This window comes from Streptomyces sp. DI166 (genome assembly GCF_900091315.1).
GTDB classification, from domain to species: domain Bacteria; phylum Actinomycetota; class Actinomycetes; order Streptomycetales; family Streptomycetaceae; genus Streptomyces; species Streptomyces fuscus.
The window spans coordinates 32,878-51,802 of record NZ_FLSP01000042.1; the positions used below are offsets into that span (position 1 = coordinate 32,878).

At 70.0% G+C, this 18,925-nt stretch carries 14 protein-coding genes; 6 read left to right on the forward strand and 8 right to left on the reverse strand.

Going from position 1 to position 18,925, the window contains the following annotated elements; genetic code table 11:
- Positions 1 to 32: 32 nt before the first annotated feature.
- Complete coding sequence (locus GA0115233_RS21100; RefSeq protein ID WP_093721827.1) at positions 33 to 1,859, forward strand: AMP-dependent synthetase/ligase; 1,827 nt, start codon at positions 33 to 35, stop codon at positions 1,857 to 1,859.
- 130 nt (positions 1,860 to 1,989) lie between these two features.
- Entirely contained in the window at positions 1,990 to 2,826 is an 837-nt protein-coding gene (locus GA0115233_RS21105; protein WP_093721828.1) for an aldo/keto reductase, read from the forward strand.
- A 46-nt stretch (positions 2,827 to 2,872) separates the two neighbouring features.
- On the opposite strand, the gene GA0115233_RS21110 is transcribed toward GA0115233_RS21105, so the two are convergent.
- From GA0115233_RS21110 to GA0115233_RS21120, 3 genes are all read right to left on the reverse strand, one after another.
- Positions 2,873 to 3,574 (reverse strand): SDR family oxidoreductase, encoded by a 702-nt coding sequence (locus tag GA0115233_RS21110; protein ID WP_093721829.1) that lies wholly within the window; start codon positions 3,572 to 3,574, stop codon positions 2,873 to 2,875.
- Between the two features lie 134 nt (positions 3,575 to 3,708).
- A complete protein-coding gene (locus GA0115233_RS21115) occupies positions 3,709 to 4,596 on the reverse strand; it encodes a class I SAM-dependent methyltransferase (RefSeq protein WP_093721830.1) in 888 nt (295 codons plus the stop codon).
- A 146-nt stretch (positions 4,597 to 4,742) separates the two neighbouring features.
- Positions 4,743 to 6,458, reverse strand: coding sequence for a glycoside hydrolase family 6 protein (locus tag GA0115233_RS21120; protein WP_093721831.1), 1,716 nt, complete (start codon positions 6,456 to 6,458; stop codon positions 4,743 to 4,745).
- A 356-nt stretch (positions 6,459 to 6,814) separates the two neighbouring features.
- Between GA0115233_RS21120 and GA0115233_RS21125 the strand changes: the two genes are divergently transcribed.
- Both GA0115233_RS21125 and GA0115233_RS21130 read left to right on the forward strand, forming a co-directional pair.
- Complete coding sequence (locus GA0115233_RS21125) at positions 6,815 to 9,733, forward strand: glycoside hydrolase family 48 protein (RefSeq protein ID WP_093721832.1); 2,919 nt, start codon at positions 6,815 to 6,817, stop codon at positions 9,731 to 9,733.
- 207 nt (positions 9,734 to 9,940) lie between these two features.
- Entirely contained in the window at positions 9,941 to 12,607 is a 2,667-nt protein-coding gene (locus GA0115233_RS21130) for a cellulose binding domain-containing protein (protein ID WP_093721833.1), read from the forward strand.
- Between the two features lie 42 nt (positions 12,608 to 12,649).
- Here GA0115233_RS21130 and GA0115233_RS21135 read toward each other — a convergent pair whose 3' ends face one another.
- The 4 genes from GA0115233_RS21135 to GA0115233_RS21150 form a co-directional block, all read right to left on the reverse strand.
- Positions 12,650 to 13,318: a hypothetical protein gene (locus GA0115233_RS21135; protein WP_093721834.1), complete on the reverse strand. Its 669-nt coding sequence runs from the start codon at positions 13,316 to 13,318 to the stop codon at positions 12,650 to 12,652.
- A gap of 82 nt (positions 13,319 to 13,400) precedes the next feature.
- On the reverse strand, positions 13,401 to 15,272 hold the full coding sequence (locus GA0115233_RS21140; protein WP_093721835.1) for a rhamnogalacturonan lyase: 1,872 nt from the start codon (positions 15,270 to 15,272) through the stop codon (positions 13,401 to 13,403).
- A gap of 129 nt (positions 15,273 to 15,401) precedes the next feature.
- Complete coding sequence (locus GA0115233_RS21145; protein WP_093721836.1) at positions 15,402 to 16,139, reverse strand: class I SAM-dependent methyltransferase; 738 nt, start codon at positions 16,137 to 16,139, stop codon at positions 15,402 to 15,404.
- 7 nt (positions 16,140 to 16,146) lie between these two features.
- Positions 16,147 to 16,452 (reverse strand): 4a-hydroxytetrahydrobiopterin dehydratase, encoded by a 306-nt coding sequence (locus GA0115233_RS21150; RefSeq protein ID WP_093721837.1) that lies wholly within the window; start codon positions 16,450 to 16,452, stop codon positions 16,147 to 16,149.
- 119 nt (positions 16,453 to 16,571) lie between these two features.
- Between GA0115233_RS21150 and GA0115233_RS21155 the strand changes: the two genes are divergently transcribed.
- On the forward strand, positions 16,572 to 17,372 hold the full coding sequence (locus tag GA0115233_RS21155; RefSeq protein ID WP_093721838.1) for a helix-turn-helix domain-containing protein: 801 nt from the start codon (positions 16,572 to 16,574) through the stop codon (positions 17,370 to 17,372).
- On the opposite strand, the gene GA0115233_RS21160 is transcribed toward GA0115233_RS21155, so the two are convergent.
- Complete coding sequence (locus tag GA0115233_RS21160; protein WP_093721839.1) at positions 17,354 to 17,779, reverse strand: hypothetical protein; 426 nt, start codon at positions 17,777 to 17,779, stop codon at positions 17,354 to 17,356. The genes GA0115233_RS21155 and GA0115233_RS21160 overlap by 19 nt on opposite strands.
- 232 nt (positions 17,780 to 18,011) lie before the next feature.
- On the opposite strand from GA0115233_RS21160, the gene GA0115233_RS21165 reads away from it, so the two are divergent.
- On the forward strand, positions 18,012 to 18,875 hold the full coding sequence (locus GA0115233_RS21165) for a helix-turn-helix domain-containing protein (protein ID WP_093721840.1): 864 nt from the start codon (positions 18,012 to 18,014) through the stop codon (positions 18,873 to 18,875).
- Positions 18,876 to 18,925: the final 50 nt, after the last annotated feature.

Below are 18,925 nucleotides of genomic sequence, written 5' to 3' on the forward strand. Positions count from 1 at the left end.
GGTCGTACACACAACGGGGAGCGGGAGCGGGTTTGCGCGAGTTCACCAACCCTCCGTTGGCGTTGGCACCGCCGGTGGGCGGACTGGCCGACGTGGTGTTCCGGCATGCCGAGGAGGACCCGGCGCATGTGGCGCTGGGCCGCAAGGACGAGGCCGGGCAGTGGCGGGACGTGACCTCCGCGGAGTTCCGTGACGAGGTGCTGGCCCTGGCCAAGGGGCTGCTCGCGCGGGGGGTGCGGTTCGGTGACCGGGTCGCGGTGATGTCGCGTACGCGGTACGAGTGGACGCTGTTCGACTTCGCGCTGTGGACCGTCGGCGCCCAGGTGGTGCCGATCTATCCGACGTCGTCGGCCGAGCAGTGTTTCTGGATGCTGTACGACGCCGAGGTGACCGCGGCGATCGTGGAGCACGAGGACCACGCGATGACGATCGCCACCGTCATCGACCGGCTGCCGCACCTGCGGGAGCTGTGGCAGCTCGACGCGGGCTGTGTGCAGGAGCTGTACGACGCGGGCGCGCACCTCGACGACGAGGTGGTGCACCGGCACCGGCAGGCCGTCACCCCCGATTCCGTCGCCACCGTGATCTACACGTCCGGTACCACGGGCCGTCCCAAGGGCTGTGTGATCTCGCACGGCAATCTGATGTACGAGGCGGACACGGTCATCGAGCGCTGGGAGCCGGTGTTCCACTCCAAGAAGGGTGACGAGGCGGCGACGCTGCTGTTCCTGCCGCTGGCGCATGTCTTCGGGCGGATGGTGCAGGTCGCGGCGATCCGGGGGCGGGTGCGGTTCGGGCATCAGCCGCAGATGAACGCCGCCGCGCTGCTTCCGGATCTCGCCGCGTTCCGGCCCACCTTCTTCCTGGCGGTGCCGTACATCTTCGAGAAGGTGTTCAACGCCGCGCGGCGCAAGGCCGAGAAGGAGGGCAAGGGCGGCGCGTTCGAGAAGGCCGTCGAGGTGGCCGTGAACTACGCGGACGCGATGGAGGCGAAGGCCTGGGGCATCGGGCCGGGGCCGTCGGCGGGGCTGCGGATGCAGCACCAGCTCTTCGACAAGCTCGTCTACGGCAAGATGCGCGCCGCGATGGGCGGCAGGATCCGGCACGCCATGTCCGGCGGCTCGGCGATGGACCGGCGGCTGGGGCTGTTCTTCGCGGGCGCGGGTGTGCACATCTACGAGGGGTACGGGCTGACCGAGTCCACGGCCGCCGCCACCGCCAACCCGCCCGAGCGCACCCGCTACGGAACGGTCGGGCAGCCGATTCCGGGCGTCACGGTCCATATCGCGGACGACGGGGAGATCTGGCTGAGCGGCGGCAATGTCTTCCAGGGCTATCTGAACAACCCCAAGGCCACCGACGAGACGTTGCACGACGGGTGGCTGGCCACCGGTGACCTCGGCGCGCTGGACGAGGACGGCTATCTCACCATCACCGGGCGCAAGAAGGAGATCCTGGTGACCTCGGGTGGCAAGAGCGTCTCGCCGGGGCTGCTGGAGGAGCGGGTGCGGGACCATCCGCTGGTCGCGCAGTGCATCGTGGTCGGCAACGACCGCCCGTACGTCGCCGCCCTGGTCACGCTGGAGCAGGAGGCCGTGGAGCACTGGCTGAGCATGCGGGGCAAGCCGATGCTGAGCCCGGCGGAGCTGGTGCGGGACCCCGATCTGGAGTCCGAGGTGCGGCGGGCGGTGGTCGCCGCCAACACGCTGGTCTCGCAGGCCGAGTCGATCCGCACCTTCCGGATCCTCGCGCAGCCGTTCACCGAGGAGCACGGGCTGCTCACGCCGTCGCTGAAGCTGAAGCGCCGGGCGATCGAGAAGGCGTACGTCAATGAGGTCGAGGCGCTGTATCAGGCGTGAGCCTCCCGGACGGAGGAGTGAGCCTCCCGGACCCCTTCCGGACTGATTCTGCGATCAGGAATGCATCACGGGCCGTGATCGTTGACGATGGGGCGTATCACCTGACGACAACCGTAAGGATCAAGAGCTCGTGAGCAGCAAGGTCCCCCTGATCAAGCTCAACAACGGCGTCGAGATGCCCCAGCTGGGCTTCGGCGTCTGGCAGGTGCCGGACGACGAGGCGGAGCGGGCGGTCGGCACCGCGCTGGAGTCCGGGTACCGCAGCATCGACACAGCGGCGATCTACGGAAACGAGGAGGGCACCGGCAAGGCCATCGCCGCCTCGGGCATCCCCCGTGAGGACATCTTCGTCACCACCAAGCTCTGGAACGCGGACCAGGGGTACGACTCCACCCTGCGCGCCTTCGACGCCTCGCTGGCCAAGCTGGGCCTGGAGTACGTCGACCTCTACCTCATCCACTGGCCGCTGCCGGCCAAGGACAAGTACGTCGACAGCTACAAGGCGTTCGAGAAGCTGCTCGCCGACGGCCGGGCCAAGACGATCGGTGTGTCCAACTTCCTGCCGGAGCACCTGGAGCGGCTGATCGGCGAGACGTCGGTCGTCCCGGCGGTCAACCAGATCGAGCTCCACCCGCATCTGCAGCAGCACGCGGCCCGGGAGTTCCACGCCCGGCACGGCATCGCCACCGAGGCGTGGTCGCCGCTCGGCCAGGGCAAGGGCCTGCTGGAGGTCCCGGCGATCGTGGCGATCGCCCAGAAGCACAACCGCACCCCGGCCCAGATCGTGCTGCGCTGGCACCTGCAGACCGGCAATGTGGTCATCCCGAAGTCCGTCACCCCGTCCCGCATCCGCGAGAACATCGACGTCTTCGACTTCAGCCTCGACACCGAGGACCTGGCGGCGATCAGCGCGCTGAACGAGGACCGGCGGATCGGTCCGAACCCGGCGACGTTCGACGTGGTCTGACCCGCGTCGTGCGGGCGGCTCCGTGCCGACGGGCCGCCCGCACGGGTCACACCGGCTGTCCGAGCGGCCGTACGACGACGGTGTTCACATCGACGCCTTCCGGCTGCCGGATCGCCCAGACGATCGAGTCGGCGACCTGGTCGGCGGTGAGCAGGTGGCCCGGGGGCAGGCTGCCGTAGCTGTCCCAGAACGGCGTCTCCGCCCGGCCCGGCGCGACGAGGGTGACGCCGATGCCCCATTCGGTCACCTGACGGCGGGTGTTCTCGGCGAGCCCGGTCACCGCCCACTTGGTGGCGCCGTAGATGTTGCCGGGCGTGTGCACGAACCCGGCGACGCTGCCGATCAGTACGATCCGGCCCCGGCTCTCCTTCAGGGCGTCGACGGAGGCGCGGATGAGCAGCGCAGGCCCGAGAACATTGGTGAGGATCATCTCCGGCCAGCCGGACGGGTCTCCCTCGGCGACCGAATCGTGGGTGGCGAAGCCCGCGTTGGCGACGACCGTGTCGATCCGCCCGAACGCCTTCAGCGTGCTGTCCACGGCGGCCTCGATCTGACCCTGATCAGCAGCGTCCCCGACGATCGTCAACAGCCCCTCGGGTTCCCCGAGTTCCTCGGCAAACCCCTTCAGCCTGGCCTCGCCGCGGCCGGTGACGGCCACCCTGTACCCGGCGTCCAGCAACCGCCGCGCGACCGCGGCGCCGATACCACTGCCGCCGCCGGTAATGAGCGCGACCGGTGATGCCGTCATGGTGACCCCCTGAGTTGTCCGGTGAACGGAAGTGAGAGTCCATCAATTGGAGTGCTCTCTAAGTCAAGGGGTCCCGGCTTCGCAGGTGGTGCGGTACTCGGCGGAGGGCAGGGGCGGGGGCCTGCCCCGCCGGATCAGCCGGTGCGGACGGCTGTGTGTACCGTTCGGGCCGCCAGGACGTACAGGTCGGGGCGCTGGTGGACGCTGGCCTCGTCGTTGGGGTCGAGGAGGCGGTCCAGGGTGGTGCGGTCCTCGGCGTCGAGGTGGTCGGCGAGCTTGTCGCGGACGCGTTCGAAGGTGTCGGCGGCTACCGCGCGGGCCCGGTCGGGGGTCGGGGCGGGGAGGTCCAGGAGGAAGGTGCGGGTGCCGGAGGGCTTGAGGCCGGCGTTGGTCATCAGGGTGCGCCAGTCCTCGGTGACCGGCACGCTGTCGGGCAGGGAGGCGCGCATCTCGGTGAACCAGTCGGCCTGGACGGCGTCGATCCTGGCCTCCAGGCCGGGGCGGCCGATGCCGATGTCGCGCGGCAGGAAGCGGACGGGCAGGCCGCCCTCGACCAGGGCGAGGGTGCCGCCGATGCTCAGGCGCTCGGCGTAGGCGGCGATCGCCGCCTGCTGGTCGCCGATGTGATGGAGGCTGTGGCTCGCCCAGATCAGGTCGGCGGGGTAGTCCAGGTCCGCCATCACGTCCGGGAGTTCGCCGGCCAGCGTGGCGAAGCGGTCCGCGACCCCGAGCCGCTCCGCCCTGGCGCGGGCCAGTTCGAGCAGCGGCTCGGAGCCGTCCACGGCGACGACCCGGGCCCCGGGGAAGGCTTCGGCGAGCTGGCAGGAGACGACGCCGGGGCCGCTGCCCGCGTCGACGATCAGACCCGGTTCGGTCTGCTTGCCGCCCAGCCAGGCCAGCGCGTGCTCATGGAGCGGGGTGAACAGCTCGGCCTGGGTCTGGAGGTGCTCGGCCATGTCGGCCCAGTCGATCTCCGTGTCGTTGTGCTCGTGCGCGTGCTGGTGTGCGGGTCCGTGCGCCATGGTGCTCAGCCTCTCCTCCGGGTGCCGACAGGGTGCGTCGACGCACCGGAGGGAGGCAAATGTCCTTGCCGGATCCGCAAAAGGAGCCGGACCGGCAAAGGTGCCGGGGCGCCCGGTGCGGCGGGGCGCCCCGGCGTATCAGCCGCCTACGACAGCGGCGGGTAGGCGTTCTGCATCAGCTCTCGGAACTGGGCGGAGAACCACTGACCGGAGATCGGCGCGTTCGGCAGGGCGCCGGAGAGGTTGTTGCCGTTGCGGGCGTTGCCCGTGTAGGTGGGGTCGCACATACGGTCGAAGCCCTTGCCCTCGTCGTTCGGGATCTCTGAGCTGGAGCCGTCGGACTCCCCCGGGGGCTTCATCCAGACGTAGGCGTCGATCCCGGCGGCCGGTGCCGCCTGCGGGCGTTCGCCGAGACCGGCTCCGGACTGGTTGCACCAGTTGCCGATGTGGATGCGCCGGTCGATACGGCCGCCTTCGATATAGGTGTCGACGCTGGTCGAGGCGCCGGGACCAGTGGGCCGGGCGGAGCCGCCCCAGCCGTTGCGGGAGGTGTCGATCAGCATGCCGATGCCGGAGTTGAAGCCGACCCGGACCAACTCCTGGCGGAAGGCCTGGGCGAAGGACAGCTCGTCGACGTAACGGTTCCAGTCGACCCACTTCGACTCGCGGACGGACTTGCCGCCCACGGTGTCGTTGATGGAGAAGTTCTCCTCCTTCAGGGCGCTGTAGTTGGCCGTGTTGGTGATGAAGCCGTGGACGTCGTCGACGGTGGCGCCCTCGGTGGTGGCGGCCTCCTTCATGATGTTGGCCGTGGGCGTGAAGTTGTCGTCCCAGCCGATCCAGCCGTGGTGGCCGGCGTCCACGTAGTTGTAGACGTTGGGGATGTCACCGAGCTTGTTGAGGGCGTAGCCCACGCCCTTCTGGTAGTTGCCGTTGGCCTTCATCACGTCGCACTCCGGTGTGGCGGTGGCCCGGCTGCCGGTGTTGGTGACGAGGTTGGGCAGTGAGTCGATCTCGACGGTGGTGACGATACGCAGGGAGGCGTACTTCGGGTCCGAGAGGATCTCGGCGATCGGGTCGATGTACTCGCTCTTGTACCGGTCGATCTCGGTCGGGCCCAGTTCGCCGTTGGAGGCGAGGGCGGAGCAGTCACGGCCCGGCAGGTTGTAGATGACCAGCTGGATGACGAGTTCGCCGTCGCCCTTCTGGGCCAGGGCCTCGTCGAGGTGCTCGCGCAGACCCATGCGGCCACCTGCGCCGTTGATGGCGGCGGTGCGGTCCAGCCACACTCCGGTGGGCTGGTCGGCGATGCGCTCGCCGCCCGGTTCGGCGGCGGCGTTCGCGGACCACTCGGGGTTCACGTACACGTTGGCGCCGGAGTACGGATTGTCCACGCGGTCGCCCTCACCCGGTTCGCCCGGGCCGCCGGGGTCGGTGCCGCCGTCGTCGACGTTGCAGGTGACGCCGTCGAGGGTGAAGGTCGCCGGGATCGCGTTGCTGCCGCTGTAGGTGCCGTTGAAGCCGAAGCTGACCGAACCGCCGGTACCCAGGGTGCCGTTGTAGCTCTCGTTGGTCGCGGTGACCGAGCTGCCGCTCTGGTTGATCCTGGCGTTCCAGCCGTTGGTGATCTGCTGGTTGCCGGCGTAGGACCACTTCACCGCCCAACCGCTCTTCGCGGCACCGTTGTTGGTGACGGTGACGGAGGCGGTGAAGCCGGTGCTCCACTCGTTCTGCACCCTGTAGTCGACGGTGCAGGGCACGGCGGCCGCGCCGATGTCGTCCGGCGCGGCGGCCAGCGACGTCCCGGAGGCCCCGGCGACCAGCGCCAGGGCAGCGAGCATCGCGATTCTGGTACGGCTCATGAGTGCGGGTGTCCTTCGTGTCGATGCGGGGGTTTCGATACGGGAAGGAGTTGCCCGAGGCCGCCCGGTGACGGCTAAAAGTACTGAACGCGGGGGTGGCGCATGAGCGACTCCTGTGCTGGTCAGCGCGGCCGTTGCGGACGCGCCGACTGATGGAACCGCTCCCACTGGTGTCAACAAAGTTAGCGCCAAGTCACGTTCAGCAACAGGGGAGTTGCCACAGTTCTATGAAATGAACACGTCGAATCTTTTCGATTCTTCAAGCACCTTGACCCCCAGCACCCCCTTCCCCACTATGGGAGCGCTCCCACTGGTTCAAGCCTTGACATCTCCGAGCCGCAAGGAGGAACCAGCACATGCATCCCCCACCCCGGAGACGGGCAGTGGTGCGGCGCGCCTGGACAGCCGTCGTCGCCGCTCTGGCGCTTCCGCTCACCCTGCTCGCGACGGGCACGACACCCGCTCAGGCGGCACCGTTGCAGTGCAGCGTCGACTACAAGACGAACGACTGGGGCTCCGGCTTCACCGCCGACCTGACGATCACCAACCGCGGGACGGACGTGATCGACGGCTGGACCCTGACGTACGCCTACTCGGGCAACCAGCGGCTCAGCAACGGCTGGAACGGCACCTGGTCGCAGTCCGGGCAGAACATCACCGTCACCAACGCGAGTTACAACGGGCGGATCGCGGCCGGCGCCGCGGTCAGCACCGGAGCGCAGTTCACCTACAGCGGCACCAACACCGGGCCCACCTCGTTCAAGGTGAACGGCACCACCTGTGTCGGCGCCCATCAGCCCCCGATCACGGTGCTGACCAGCCCAGAGGCGGGCGCGGTCTACTCGCAGGGCGACCCGGTGCCGCTCGCGGCGACCGCGGCGGCGGCCGACGACGCCACGATCACCAAGGTCGAGTTCTACGACGACACCACGCTGCTCGGCACGGACACGAGCGCCCCCTACGCGCTCTCGGTCTCCAGCTTGACCGTGGGCAGTCATTCCCTGGTGGCGAAGGCGTACGACAGCCTCGGCGCGTCGGCGGAGTCCACGCCGGTCGGCATCACCGTCGCCTCCGGTCCTGCCGTGGTGGCCTCGACCAACCAACTTGCCGTGCAGCAGGGCAAGACGGGCACGTACGACATCAAACTGTCGACGCAGCCCTCGTCCAACGTGACCGTCACCACCAGCCGCGCGAGCGGGAATTCGGGGCTCACGGTAACCGGCGGCGGCACGCTCACCTTCACGCCGTCGAACTGGAACACCGCCCAGCGCGTGACCATCTCCGCCGACTCCTCCGGGACCGGCGCGGCGACCTTCGAGTCGACCGCGAACGGGCACGCGAAGGCGACGGTGACCGTCACCCAGGTCGAGGAGTCGGGCGAGTACGACGCCCGCTTCCTGGAGCTGTACGGGAAGATCACCAACCCCGCGAACGGCTACTTCTCACCCGAGGGCATCCCCTACCACTCGGTGGAGACGCTGATCGTGGAGGCGCCGGACCACGGCCACGAGACCACCTCGGAGGCGTACAGCTATCTCCTGTGGCTGCAGGCCATGTACGGCAAGGTCACGGGCGACTGGAGCAAGTTCAACGGCGCCTGGGAGATCATGGAGAAGTACATGATCCCCACCCACGCCGACCAGCCGACCAACTCCTTCTACAACGCCTCCAAGCCAGCCACCTACGCGCCCGAGCTGGACACCCCGAACGAGTACCCGGCCCCGCTCGACTCCGGTGCCTCGGTCGGTCCGGACCCGATCGCGGCCGAGCTGAAGAGCGCGTACGGCACGGACGACGTCTACGGCATGCACTGGCTGCAGGACGTGGACAACACCTACGGCTACGGCAACTCGCCCGGCAAGTGCGAGGCAGGACCGTCGGACACCGGGCCGTCGTACATCAACACCTTCCAGCGCGGCGCGCAGGAGTCGGTGTGGGAGACCGTGCCGCAGCCGACCTGCGACGCCTTCAAGTACGGCGGGAAGAACGGGTACTTGGACCTGTTCACCGGTGACTCCTCCTACGCCAAGCAGTGGAAGTTCACCAACGCCCCGGACGCCGACGCCCGTGCCGTGCAGGCCGCGTACTGGGCCGACAAGTGGGCCGACGCGCAGGGCAAGGGCAGTGAGATCTCCGCGACCGTCGCCAAGGCCGCGAAGATGGGCGACTACCTGCGCTACGCCATGTACGACAAGTACTTCAAGAAGGTGGGCAACTGCGTCGGCCCGTCGGCCTGCCCGGCCGGCACCGGCAAGGACGCCTCGCACTACCTGCTCTCCTGGTACTACGCCTGGGGCGGTGCCACCGACACCTCGGCGGGCTGGGCCTGGCGCATCGGCTCCAGCCACGCGCACGGCGGCTACCAGAACCCGATGGCCGCGTACGCCCTGGCCAACTACGCCGACCTGAAGCCCAAGTCGGCGACCGGGCAGGCGGACTGGGCCAAGTCCCTGGACCGGCAGATCGAGTTCTACCGCTGGCTGCAGTCCAGCGAGGGCGCGATCGCGGGCGGTGCCACCAACAGCTGGGCGGGCCGGTACGCGACCCCGCCGAGCGGCAAGTCGACCTTCTACGGGATGTACTACGACGAGCAGCCCGTCTACCACGACCCGCCGTCCAACCAGTGGTTCGGCTTCCAGGCGTGGTCGATGGAGCGGGTGGCCGAGTACTACCAGCAGACCGGGAACGCCGCCGCCAAGACGGTCCTGGACAAGTGGGTCGACTGGGCGCTGGAGCACACCACGATCAACCCGGACGGCACCTTCCAGTTCCCGTCGACGCTCCAGTGGTCGGGCCAGCCCGACACCTGGAACGCGAGCAGCCCCGGCTCCAACGCGGGTCTGCATGTCACCGTCGCCGACTACACCAATGACGTCGGTGTGGCGGCCGCGTACGCCAAGACCCTGACGTACTACGCCGACCGCTCCGGCGACACCGAGGCGGCGACGACGGCGAAGGCGCTGCTGGACGGCATGTGGGACAACTACCAGGACGACCTCGGTATCGCCGTCCCGGAGAACCGCGCCGACTACAACCGCTTCGACGACCCGGTCTACGTGCCGAGCGGCTGGACCGGGACCATGCCGAACGGCGACGCGATCAACTCCTCGTCCACGTTCGAGTCGATCCGCTCCTTCTACGAGGACGACCCGGCGTGGTCGAAGATCGAGTCGTATCTGGCGGGCGGCGCGGTGCCGACGTTCACGTACCACCGGTTCTGGGCCCAGGCGGACATCGCCCTGGCCATGGGTTCGTACGCGGAGCTCCTCGAATAACCCCCCGCTGAGCGCCCCCACGGCGCCCGAAGGGCTCCGCGTACGCGGTCTCGCTTCCTGACGGCGAGGCCGGGCAGCCGGGCGGTCCCCTCCCGCACAGGGGGCCGCCCGGCATATCTCGCACCATCGAGAAAGCGCTTGCTACGAGAAGTGCTTGCTACGAGCAGTCCCCCCACCTTCGGAAAGGACTCCCCCGTGCGAAGAACCGTGCGCAGAACCCGCGTCCTCACAGTCGTCCTGGCACTGGCGGCCGGCCTGCTCGCGGGCACCCCGCCCGCGCTGGCCGCCGAGCCCGACACCCCGCGGGTGTCCCTCGCCGCCGACACCTACACCTGGAGGAACGCCCGCATCGACGGCGGCGGCTTCGTCCCCGGCATCGTCTTCAACCGCACCGAGAAGAACCTCGCCTACGCCCGCACCGACATCGGCGGCGCCTACCGCTGGGTGGAGTCCTCGAAGTCCTGGACGCCGCTGCTGGACTCGGTGGGCTGGGACGACTGGGGGCACACCGGGGTCGCCAGTATCGCCACCGACCCGGTCGACCCGGACCGGGTGTACGCGGCGGTCGGCACCTACACCAACAGCTGGGACCCGGGCAACGGCGCGGTGCTGCGCTCCGCCGACCGGGGCGCGAGCTGGCGGAAGGCCGAGCTGCCGTTCAAGCTGGGCGGCAACATGCCCGGCCGGGGCATGGGCGAGCGCCTGGCGATCGACCCGAACCGCAACAGCGTGCTGTACCTGGGCGCGCCGAGCGGCAAGGGCCTGTGGCGGTCGACGGACTCCGGGGCGAGCTGGTCACAGGTGACGAACTTCCCCAACGTCGGCACCTACGTGCAGGATCCGAGCGACTCCAGCGGCTACGCCTCCGACAACCAGGGCATCGTCTGGGTCACCTTCGACGAGTCCTCGGGCAGCGCGGGCAGCGCCACCCGGACGATCTACGTCGGCGTCGCCGACCAGGACAACGCGGTGTACCGCTCGACGGACGCGGGCGCGACCTGGAGCCGTCTCGCCGGTCAGCCCACCGGATATCTGGCCCACAAGGGCGTCCTCGACGCGGAGAACGGCTATCTGTATCTGGCCTACAGCGACAAGGGCGGCCCCTACGACGGCGGCAAGGGGCAGTTGTGGCGGTACGCGACGGCGACCGGCACCTGGACGGACATCAGCCCGGTGGCGGAGGCCGACACCTACTACGGCTTCAGCGGTCTGACCGTCGACCGGCAGCACCCGGGCACGGTGATGGCGACGGCGTACAGCTCGTGGTGGCCGGACACGCAGCTCTTCCGGTCCACCGACAGCGGCGCCACCTGGACGACGGCGTGGGACTACACGTCGTACCCGAACCGCGCCAACCGCTACACCATGGACGTCTCCTCCTCCCCCTGGCTGACCTGGAACGCCAACCCGGCGCCGCCGGAACAGACCCCGAAACTCGGCTGGATGACCGAGGCGCTGGAGATCGACCCGTTCGACTCGGACCGGATGATGTACGGCACGGGCGCGACGATCTACGGCACCGAGAACCTCGGGAACTGGGACGAGGGAACGCGGTTCACCATCAAGCCGATGGTCAGGGGCCTGGAGGAGACGGCGGTCAACGACCTCGCCTCTCCCCCGTCGGGCGCCCCGCTGCTCAGCGCGCTCGGTGACATCGGCGGCTTCCGGCACACGGATCTGGCCGAGGTCCCGCCGATGATGTACACCCAGCCGAACTTCACCACCACGACCAGCCTGGACTTCGCGGAGTCCAACCCCGCCACCGTGGTGCGGGTGGGCCATCTGGACTCGGGGCCGCACATCGCGTTCTCGACGGACAACGGCGCCAACTGGTTCGCCGGTACCGACCCCTCGGGCGTCTCCGGCGGCGGCACGGTCGCCGCGGCGGCGGACGGCAGCCGCTTCGTGTGGAGCCCGGAGGGTGCCGGGGTGCACTACGCGACCGGCTTCGGCACCTCCTGGTCGGCGTCGTCCGGCATCCCGGCGGGCGCGGTCGTGGAGTCCGACCGGGTCGACCCGAAGGTGTTCTACGGCTTCAAGTCCGGGAAGTTCTACGTCAGTACGGACGGTGGCGCCAGCTTCACCGCCTCCGCCGCGACCGGGCTGCCGAGCGGCGACAGCGTCCGCTTCAAGGCGCTGCCGGGCGCGAAGGGCGAGGTGTGGCTGGCGGGCGGCGCGAGTGACGGCGCGTACGGGCTGTGGCACTCCACCGACGGCGGCGCGAGCTTCGGCAAGCTGTCCGGCGTCGAGCAGGCCGACACCATCGGCTTCGGCAAGTCGGCGCCGGGGGCGTCGTACCAGACGCTGTACACCAGCGCGAAGATCGGCGGGGTGCGCGGTATCTTCCGGTCCACCGACGAGGGCGAGAGCTGGACGCGCATCAACGACGACGCCCACCAGTGGGGTTGGACGGGCGCGGCGATCACGGGTGACCCGCGGGTGTACGGGCGGGTGTACATCGCCACGAACGGGCGGGGCGTTATCTACGGCGACACGTCCGACAGCGGCGGTACCGACCCGGACCCCGATCCCGATCCTGATCCCGAGCCGACCGGCGACTGCGCGGTGACGTACACGATCACCAACCAGTGGCAGGGCGGGTTCCAGGCGGATGTGCGGCTGAGCAACACCGGGACGGGCGCGTGGTCCGGGTGGGCGCTGAGCTGGTCGTTCCCGAACGGTCAGACGGTGTCGCAGATGTGGAACGCCGAGCACAGCCGGTCGGGTTCCACGGTGACGGCGAAGAACGTGGGCTGGAACGCGCATGTGGCGGCCGGTTCGTCGGTCGGCTTCGGCTTCACCGGTGACTGGTCGGGGACGAACGGCAGGCCGGCCGCCTTCAAGCTGGGCGACCGGTCCTGCACGGTGAACTGAGGTGTCGGGGCGCGGGCCGGTGCCGGTCCGCGCCCCTCTCAGTCACTTCACCTCGCCCGCGAAGACGGACTCCTCCGAGTCGAAGTCGGGCGCCACCTCCACCTGGAGAAACGTTTCCTTCTTCGGCAGCTCGCAGGCATAGGTGAAGGACAGGGAGCGGCCCGCGAGGATCTTGGTGTCGGGCAGGCCGTCGAGTCCCTCGTCGTAGACGGACTCGCCCTCCCGGCCCTCGTCGCCGTAGGCGCAGCTGACGGTCATCTCGTTGGCGTCGACGGCGGAGTCGGAGTTGTTGACGACCTTGATGGTGAACTTCACGTACGGCGTGTTCTCCGGGGCCGCGTACTCGCTGGAGACACCGCGGCTGAAGCCGGAGAGGCTGACCTCGACGTCGTGGTCGTAGACGACGGTGTCGTCGAGGGCGTAGGCGTCGCCGCTGCCCGCCTCCTCGCCGCCCGTTTCCTCCTCGGCCGTGTCCTCCGCCGCCGCGTCGGTCCCGGCGGCCGGTGCCGTCTTGGTGACGGTGACGGTGGGCGCGGGCTTGGCCTCGCTGTCGCCGCCGCCGGTGACCCCGTAGGTGACCGCGGCGGCGACCACCGCGCCGGCCACGGCGGCGGCCGTGGCGATCAGGGCCGTACGGGGTCCCTTCGGCGGCGGAGGCGGCACCGGCGGCCCGTATCCGGGCATCGGCGGCGGCGTGAACTGCTGAGTCATGATCCCCCCAGGGAAATGGTGCTGAGAAGTGAATCTTCCCCGGGAAGTCATGACATGTGTATCCCTTGTGATCGAAATGTGCTCAGCGCGCGTACACCGCGGGTCGCGGGGCGGTGGGCATGCCGTCGCCGAGGAAGAAGCTGGGGTGCGGCGGCTGGTTGTACGCCGTGTTCTGCCAGGCCAGGCCCGTGCGGTACATCGTGTCGTGCAGCAGGGTGGTGATCCTGGTGCTGGTCTCGTACGGCGTGGAGTAGATCCGCAGGGCCCTGTTGTCGCTGGTCGGCCAGACGACCTCCTCGCGCCAGTCGCCGAGGATGTCGCCGGAGAGCGACGGGGTCGCCTTGGTGCCGTTGTTGGAGCGCACCGAGGCGCCGGTCAGCAGACGGGTGTCGGAGGAGGGGCCGTACTTGTCGATCCGGGTGCCGTCGAGCAGTTCCCGGACCGTGTCCCCGTCCCACCAGGACAGGAAGTTGACGGAGGACGGCTCACGGCCCTTGGTGGCACCGGCCTCGTCGCGGATGCCGGTGTCCGAGGCCGACCAGACCTCGGCGCCGTCGTTGCCCGCGTAAATGTCCCCGGCGACCCCGCGTCCGTTGTCGCAGCAGGCGGCCAGCTTCCAGCGGACGGTCCCGTTCTCGGGGTTGAGGTACAGGGCGGCGGGCTGGGAGGCGGACTCGGAGACCTTGTAGTACTCCAGGCCCGGGGTGGACGGGTCGAGGTCGCCGAGGTGCTGGGCGTCCCCGTGCCCGGTCTTCGCGGTCCACAGGCCGTACCCGTTGTCGTCCACGGCCATCGAGCCGTACACGATCTCGTCCCTGCCGTCGTTGTCGACGTCACCGACGGACAGGCTGTGGGAGCCCTGGCCGTCGTAGCCCTTGCCGGAGTTGGTGGAGGAGTTGGTGTCGAAGGTCCAGCGGCGGGTGAAGGAGCCGTTGCGCCAGTCCCAGGCGGCGATCACGGTACGGGTGTAGTAGCCGCGGGCCATGATCAGCGAGGGCCGGCTGCCGTCGAGGTAGGCGGTACCGGCCAGGAACCGGTCCACGCGGTTGCCGTACGAGTCGCCCCAGGAGGAGACCGTGCCGCGGGCCGGGACGTAGTCGACGGTCTGCATCGCGCGGCCGGTCTGCCCGTTGAACATGGTCAGGTACTCGGGCCCGGAGAGCACGTACCCGCTGGAGTTGCGGTAGTCGGCGGAGGCGCTGCCGATGACCGTGCCGCCGCCGTCGACGGTGCCGTCGGCGGTCTTCATGGCGACCTCGGCCCTGCCGTCGCCGTCGTAGTCGTACACCTGGAACTGGGTGTAGTGCGCGCCGGAGCGGATGTTGCGACCGAGGTCGATCCGCCAGAGCCGGGTGCCGTCGAGCCTGATGCCGTCGACGACCGTGTTCCCGGTGTACCCGGACTGGGAGTTGTCCTTGGCGTTGGTGGGCTGCCACTTCAGTACCAGGTCGAGGGCGCCGTCGCCGTCGAGGTCGCCGACGGAGGCGTCGTTGGCCTCGTAGGTGTAGGCGACGCCGTCGGGCGTGGTGCCCCCGGCGGGCGGGGTGATGGGCACGTCCTTGTACCCGGACCGGAACTGGACGGCGTGCACGGAGTCCTGTTGCTCGACCCCGTTCACGATCGCGCGGACCGTGTAGTCGGCGTGGGCGGGGGCGCCGGAGTGGAAGTAGTTGGTGGACCCGGTGATCGGGGACGAGTTGACCTTCGTACCGGCGCGGTACAGGTTGAACGCCACGTCGTCGGGATCGGTCCCGAGCCAGCGCCAGCTGACCAGGTTCCCGGCGCCGGTGTACACGCTGACCACCCCTCGGTCCAGCGCCTCCACCTGCCGAGCGACAGCGGCCTCTGCGGCACCGGCCGCGGGCAGCGGAGCTAGCCCGGCGCCGACGAGCGCGGCGGCGGCGGTCAGCCCGGCCCAAAGGGCTTTGCGGCGTCTGCGGTGCGGGTGCTGCATGGATGTACCTCCCTGGAGGCGGGTCGGTTTCCCGGAAGTCGCCGCCAGGGAGGGGTTAAGTTGCCGTGTTCTCAGGGCAGTTCGCAAGCAGACCCGGCCATCCGCACGCGTGGGCGTGGAACTCTGAGGTCAGTCACCCTTCCGGTACACCCGTAGCTGGAACACCGGGTCCGCCCGGCGGCGGTTCTGGTCCGGGAGGGAGCCCAGGGACGTGGCGAAGTGTTCTGTCAGGGGGTCGTCCGGGGGCAGGCGGGTGAACCAGCCGCGGCGGAGGTCGGCCGCGGTGCTGTGTGGGCTGCGGCCCTGGCCGACGCCGGTGAAGGTGGCCGAGCCCGCCGGGCGCAGGCCATGGGCGGCCGCGTGGGCCGTGACCAGCGCCTCCTCGTCCGGGGCGGCGCGGCGCGGGCGTGGGGCCAGGACCTCGTCGATGTCGCTGCCGACGTCGTGGGAGGCGGCCTTGTCGACCGTCGTGATGTAGACACCGCCCGGCCGGAGCACCCGCGCGCACTCGGCGATCACCGGTGCCACGTCGTCGTCCAGGAGGTGCAGGAGCCAGATGCTGGTCACCGCGTCGAAGGCCGCGTCCGGGAAGGGCAGGCGGCGACTGTCCGCCAGTACCACCTGTCCGGGCAACCGGGCCGCCGCCATCCGGGCCATGCCGTACGTCAGGTCCGCGCCGACCACCCGCAGCGCGGGGCGGGCCGCGGCGAGGCGGCGGGTCACTATGCCGGTGCCGCAGGCCGCGTCGAGGAGGCTGCGGGCACCCTCCGGTATCAGCCCGAGCACCGCCTCGGCGGCCGCGGCGGCCCGGGGTTCGCCGCCCCGGGAGGAGTCGTAGACGTCGGCTTCCTTGTTGTAGTCGAGCACGCGCCCCTCACTCGGCCCCGTGCCCCGGGGCCAGGTTCTGCACCCGCCGGGCCAGCTCGAAGTCCTTCGCGGTGACCGCGCCGCCCGCGCTGTGCGTGTGCACGGTCAGGGAGACCGTGTTGTAGCCGAGGGTCAGGTCGGAGTGGTGGTCCAGTTCCTCCTGGACCTGCGCGATGTGCACGACCATCGCGGTGGCCGCGAAGTGCGAGGACAGGCGGTAGGTGCGGGCGAGTCTGTCCCCGTCGAGCGACCAGCCCGGCAGCTCCGCGAGCCGGTCCTCGATCTCCTTCTGCGACAGCGGTTCGACGGCCATGGAGCCGCTCCTTCCTGGCTGTGGGGTATCTCCCCAGACTGCCACAGAGCGCTCGGGGAAGCCCTGGTCAGAAGGGGCGCGCTGGGGCGCGCCAGGCGTCTTCGACTACCGTCGGAGGCATGACCACTGCCACCGACCGGGGCGTCGGCCCGCTGCTGCGGGCCTGGCGGGAGCAGCGCCGGGTCAGTCAGCTGGAGCTGGCGCTGCGGGCCGGGTCCTCCGCCCGGCACATCAGCTTCATCGAGACGGGCCGTTCCCGGCCCAGCGAGGAGATGGTGCTACGCCTCGCCGAGCATCTGGACGTGCCGGTTCGGGAGCGCAACTCCCTGCTTCTGGCCGCCGGTTACGCCCCTCGCTATCCGGAGACGCCGCTGGACGCTCCTTCCATGAGCGCCGTCCGCGCGGGCATGGAGCAACTGATCCAGGGCTACGAGCCGTACCCGGCGCTCGTGGTGGATGCCACCTACAACGTGCTGGCGGCCAACCGGGGCATCCTGATGCTGCTCGACGGCATCCCCGAGCACCTGCTTCAACGCCCGCTCAACGCCATGCGCCTCACCCTCCACCCGGAGGGCCTCGCCCCGCGCATCCGTAATCTGCGCGAGTGGCGCGGGCACCTGCTGGCGCAGATGGAACGGCAGATCGCGCTGCGCAGGTCGGAGCCCCTGCGCGAGCTGTACGAGGAGGTGGCCGCCTACCCGGTCCCGGAGGAGCGGGACCACGACCGCGAACTCACCGAGGCGGTCCCCTACTTCGCCCTCCCGCTCCTCGTCGAGCACGACGGCCGGACGCTCTCCTTCATCTCCTCCATCTCCACCTTCAACACCCCGATGGACGTCACCGTCGCCGAGCTGGCCATCGAGACACTGCTCCCGGCCGACCCGGCGACGGTCAAGTACCTTCAGACACTGCTGCCCTGACGTACCTTCAGCGCCATGTGCTGGAGCGCCCCGAACCCGGCGACCGTGAGCGCCTGGAGCACGGTCCACACCGCGCCCGTGGTCGTGGGCGACAGCCACAGCGCGAGGGCGAGCAGGCTGAGCGCCGCCCAGGCGAAGTTGGTCTCGATGACGAGGCGGACGGGGACGGACCCGGGTACCCGGCGCGCGGCGAGGACACCGACGCCCGCCGCGTAGCCGGCCAGCAGTGCGCCGAGGGCGAGCAGCAGGGCCCGGTCCACGCCGAGCAGGTCGCTCAGGGGGCCGGAAGCGGCGAGGTACGCGAGGGCGTTGGCGCCCGTCACCACCGCGTCGACGGCGAGGAAGCGGCGCAGCACCGTCGCCGGGTCGGAGGTGCGGGCGAGTGCGGCGAGCTGGGTCGCGGACATGGCGAATCATCCTCCGTGGGAAGGGGGGTGGGCGGACGGCGGGTTCCGGACCGGAGTGCGCCGGCCCGGAACCCGTGGGCACCACCATCGCGCCCACGGCCGTACGCGGTCGATTACCTCCCGGGTAATGCCGGGCGCGGCAGTGGCGAGCGCCTCATTCCCGAACCGGTGAGAGCGGAAGCGGAACATGGCAGACTGCACGGGAACTTCGGCGCGTAGGGGAGGGCGTGGCGTGAGTGAGCGGCGGCCTGCGCCGACCGTGGGTCAAGTGGTGCTCGGCAAGCGGTTGCAGGAGTTGCGTGAGGCGGCCGGGCTCAAGCGCGAGGAGGCCGCGAAGGTCCTGCGCGTGGCGTCGGCGACGGTTCGGCGCATGGAGATGGCCGAGGTCGCGCTGAAGATCCCGTACGTGCAGGTGCTGCTCGACACCTACGGGGTGCCCGCGGAGGAGGCCGCCGCGTTCGTCTCGCTGGCCGAGGAGGCGAACCAGCCGGGCTGGTGGCAGCGGTACCACGATGTGCTGCCGGACTGGTTCAGCCTGTATGTGAGCCTGGAGGGCGCGGCGCGGATGATCCGCTCCTACGAGCCGCACTTCGTGCCGGGACTGCTCCAGACGGAGGACTACGCGCGGGCCGTGCTCCAGGCCGGGACGATAGGCCAGATGGGCCCGGAGAGCATCGAGCGCCATGTGGCGCTGCGGATGGAGCGGCAGCGGCTGCTGGACCGGCCGGACCGGCCCCACCTGTGGGTGATCATGGACGAGACGGTGCTGCGCAGACCGGTGAGCGACCACACCTCGGTGATGCGCGAGCAGCTCGACCGGCTGCTGGAGTTCAGCGAGCGGGACCGGGTCACCCTGCAGATCGCCGAGTTCGCCCGCGGCCCGCACCCGGGGACGTACGCCCCCTTCACTCTGTTCCGGTTCGCCGAGCCCGAGCTTCCGGACATGGTCTTCACCGAGTATCTGACCGGCGCGCTGTATCTGGACTCGCGCACGGAGGTCGCCGCCCACCTGGAGGTCCTGGACCACATGTCCACCGGCGCCGCCTCCGCCGACCGCGCCCGCAAGCTGCTGCGGGACCGCCGCGCCGACTTCTGAGGCCCCTGCGCCCGCCTGACCCGCATGGTGCAGCCGGGTGGTGTGCTCCC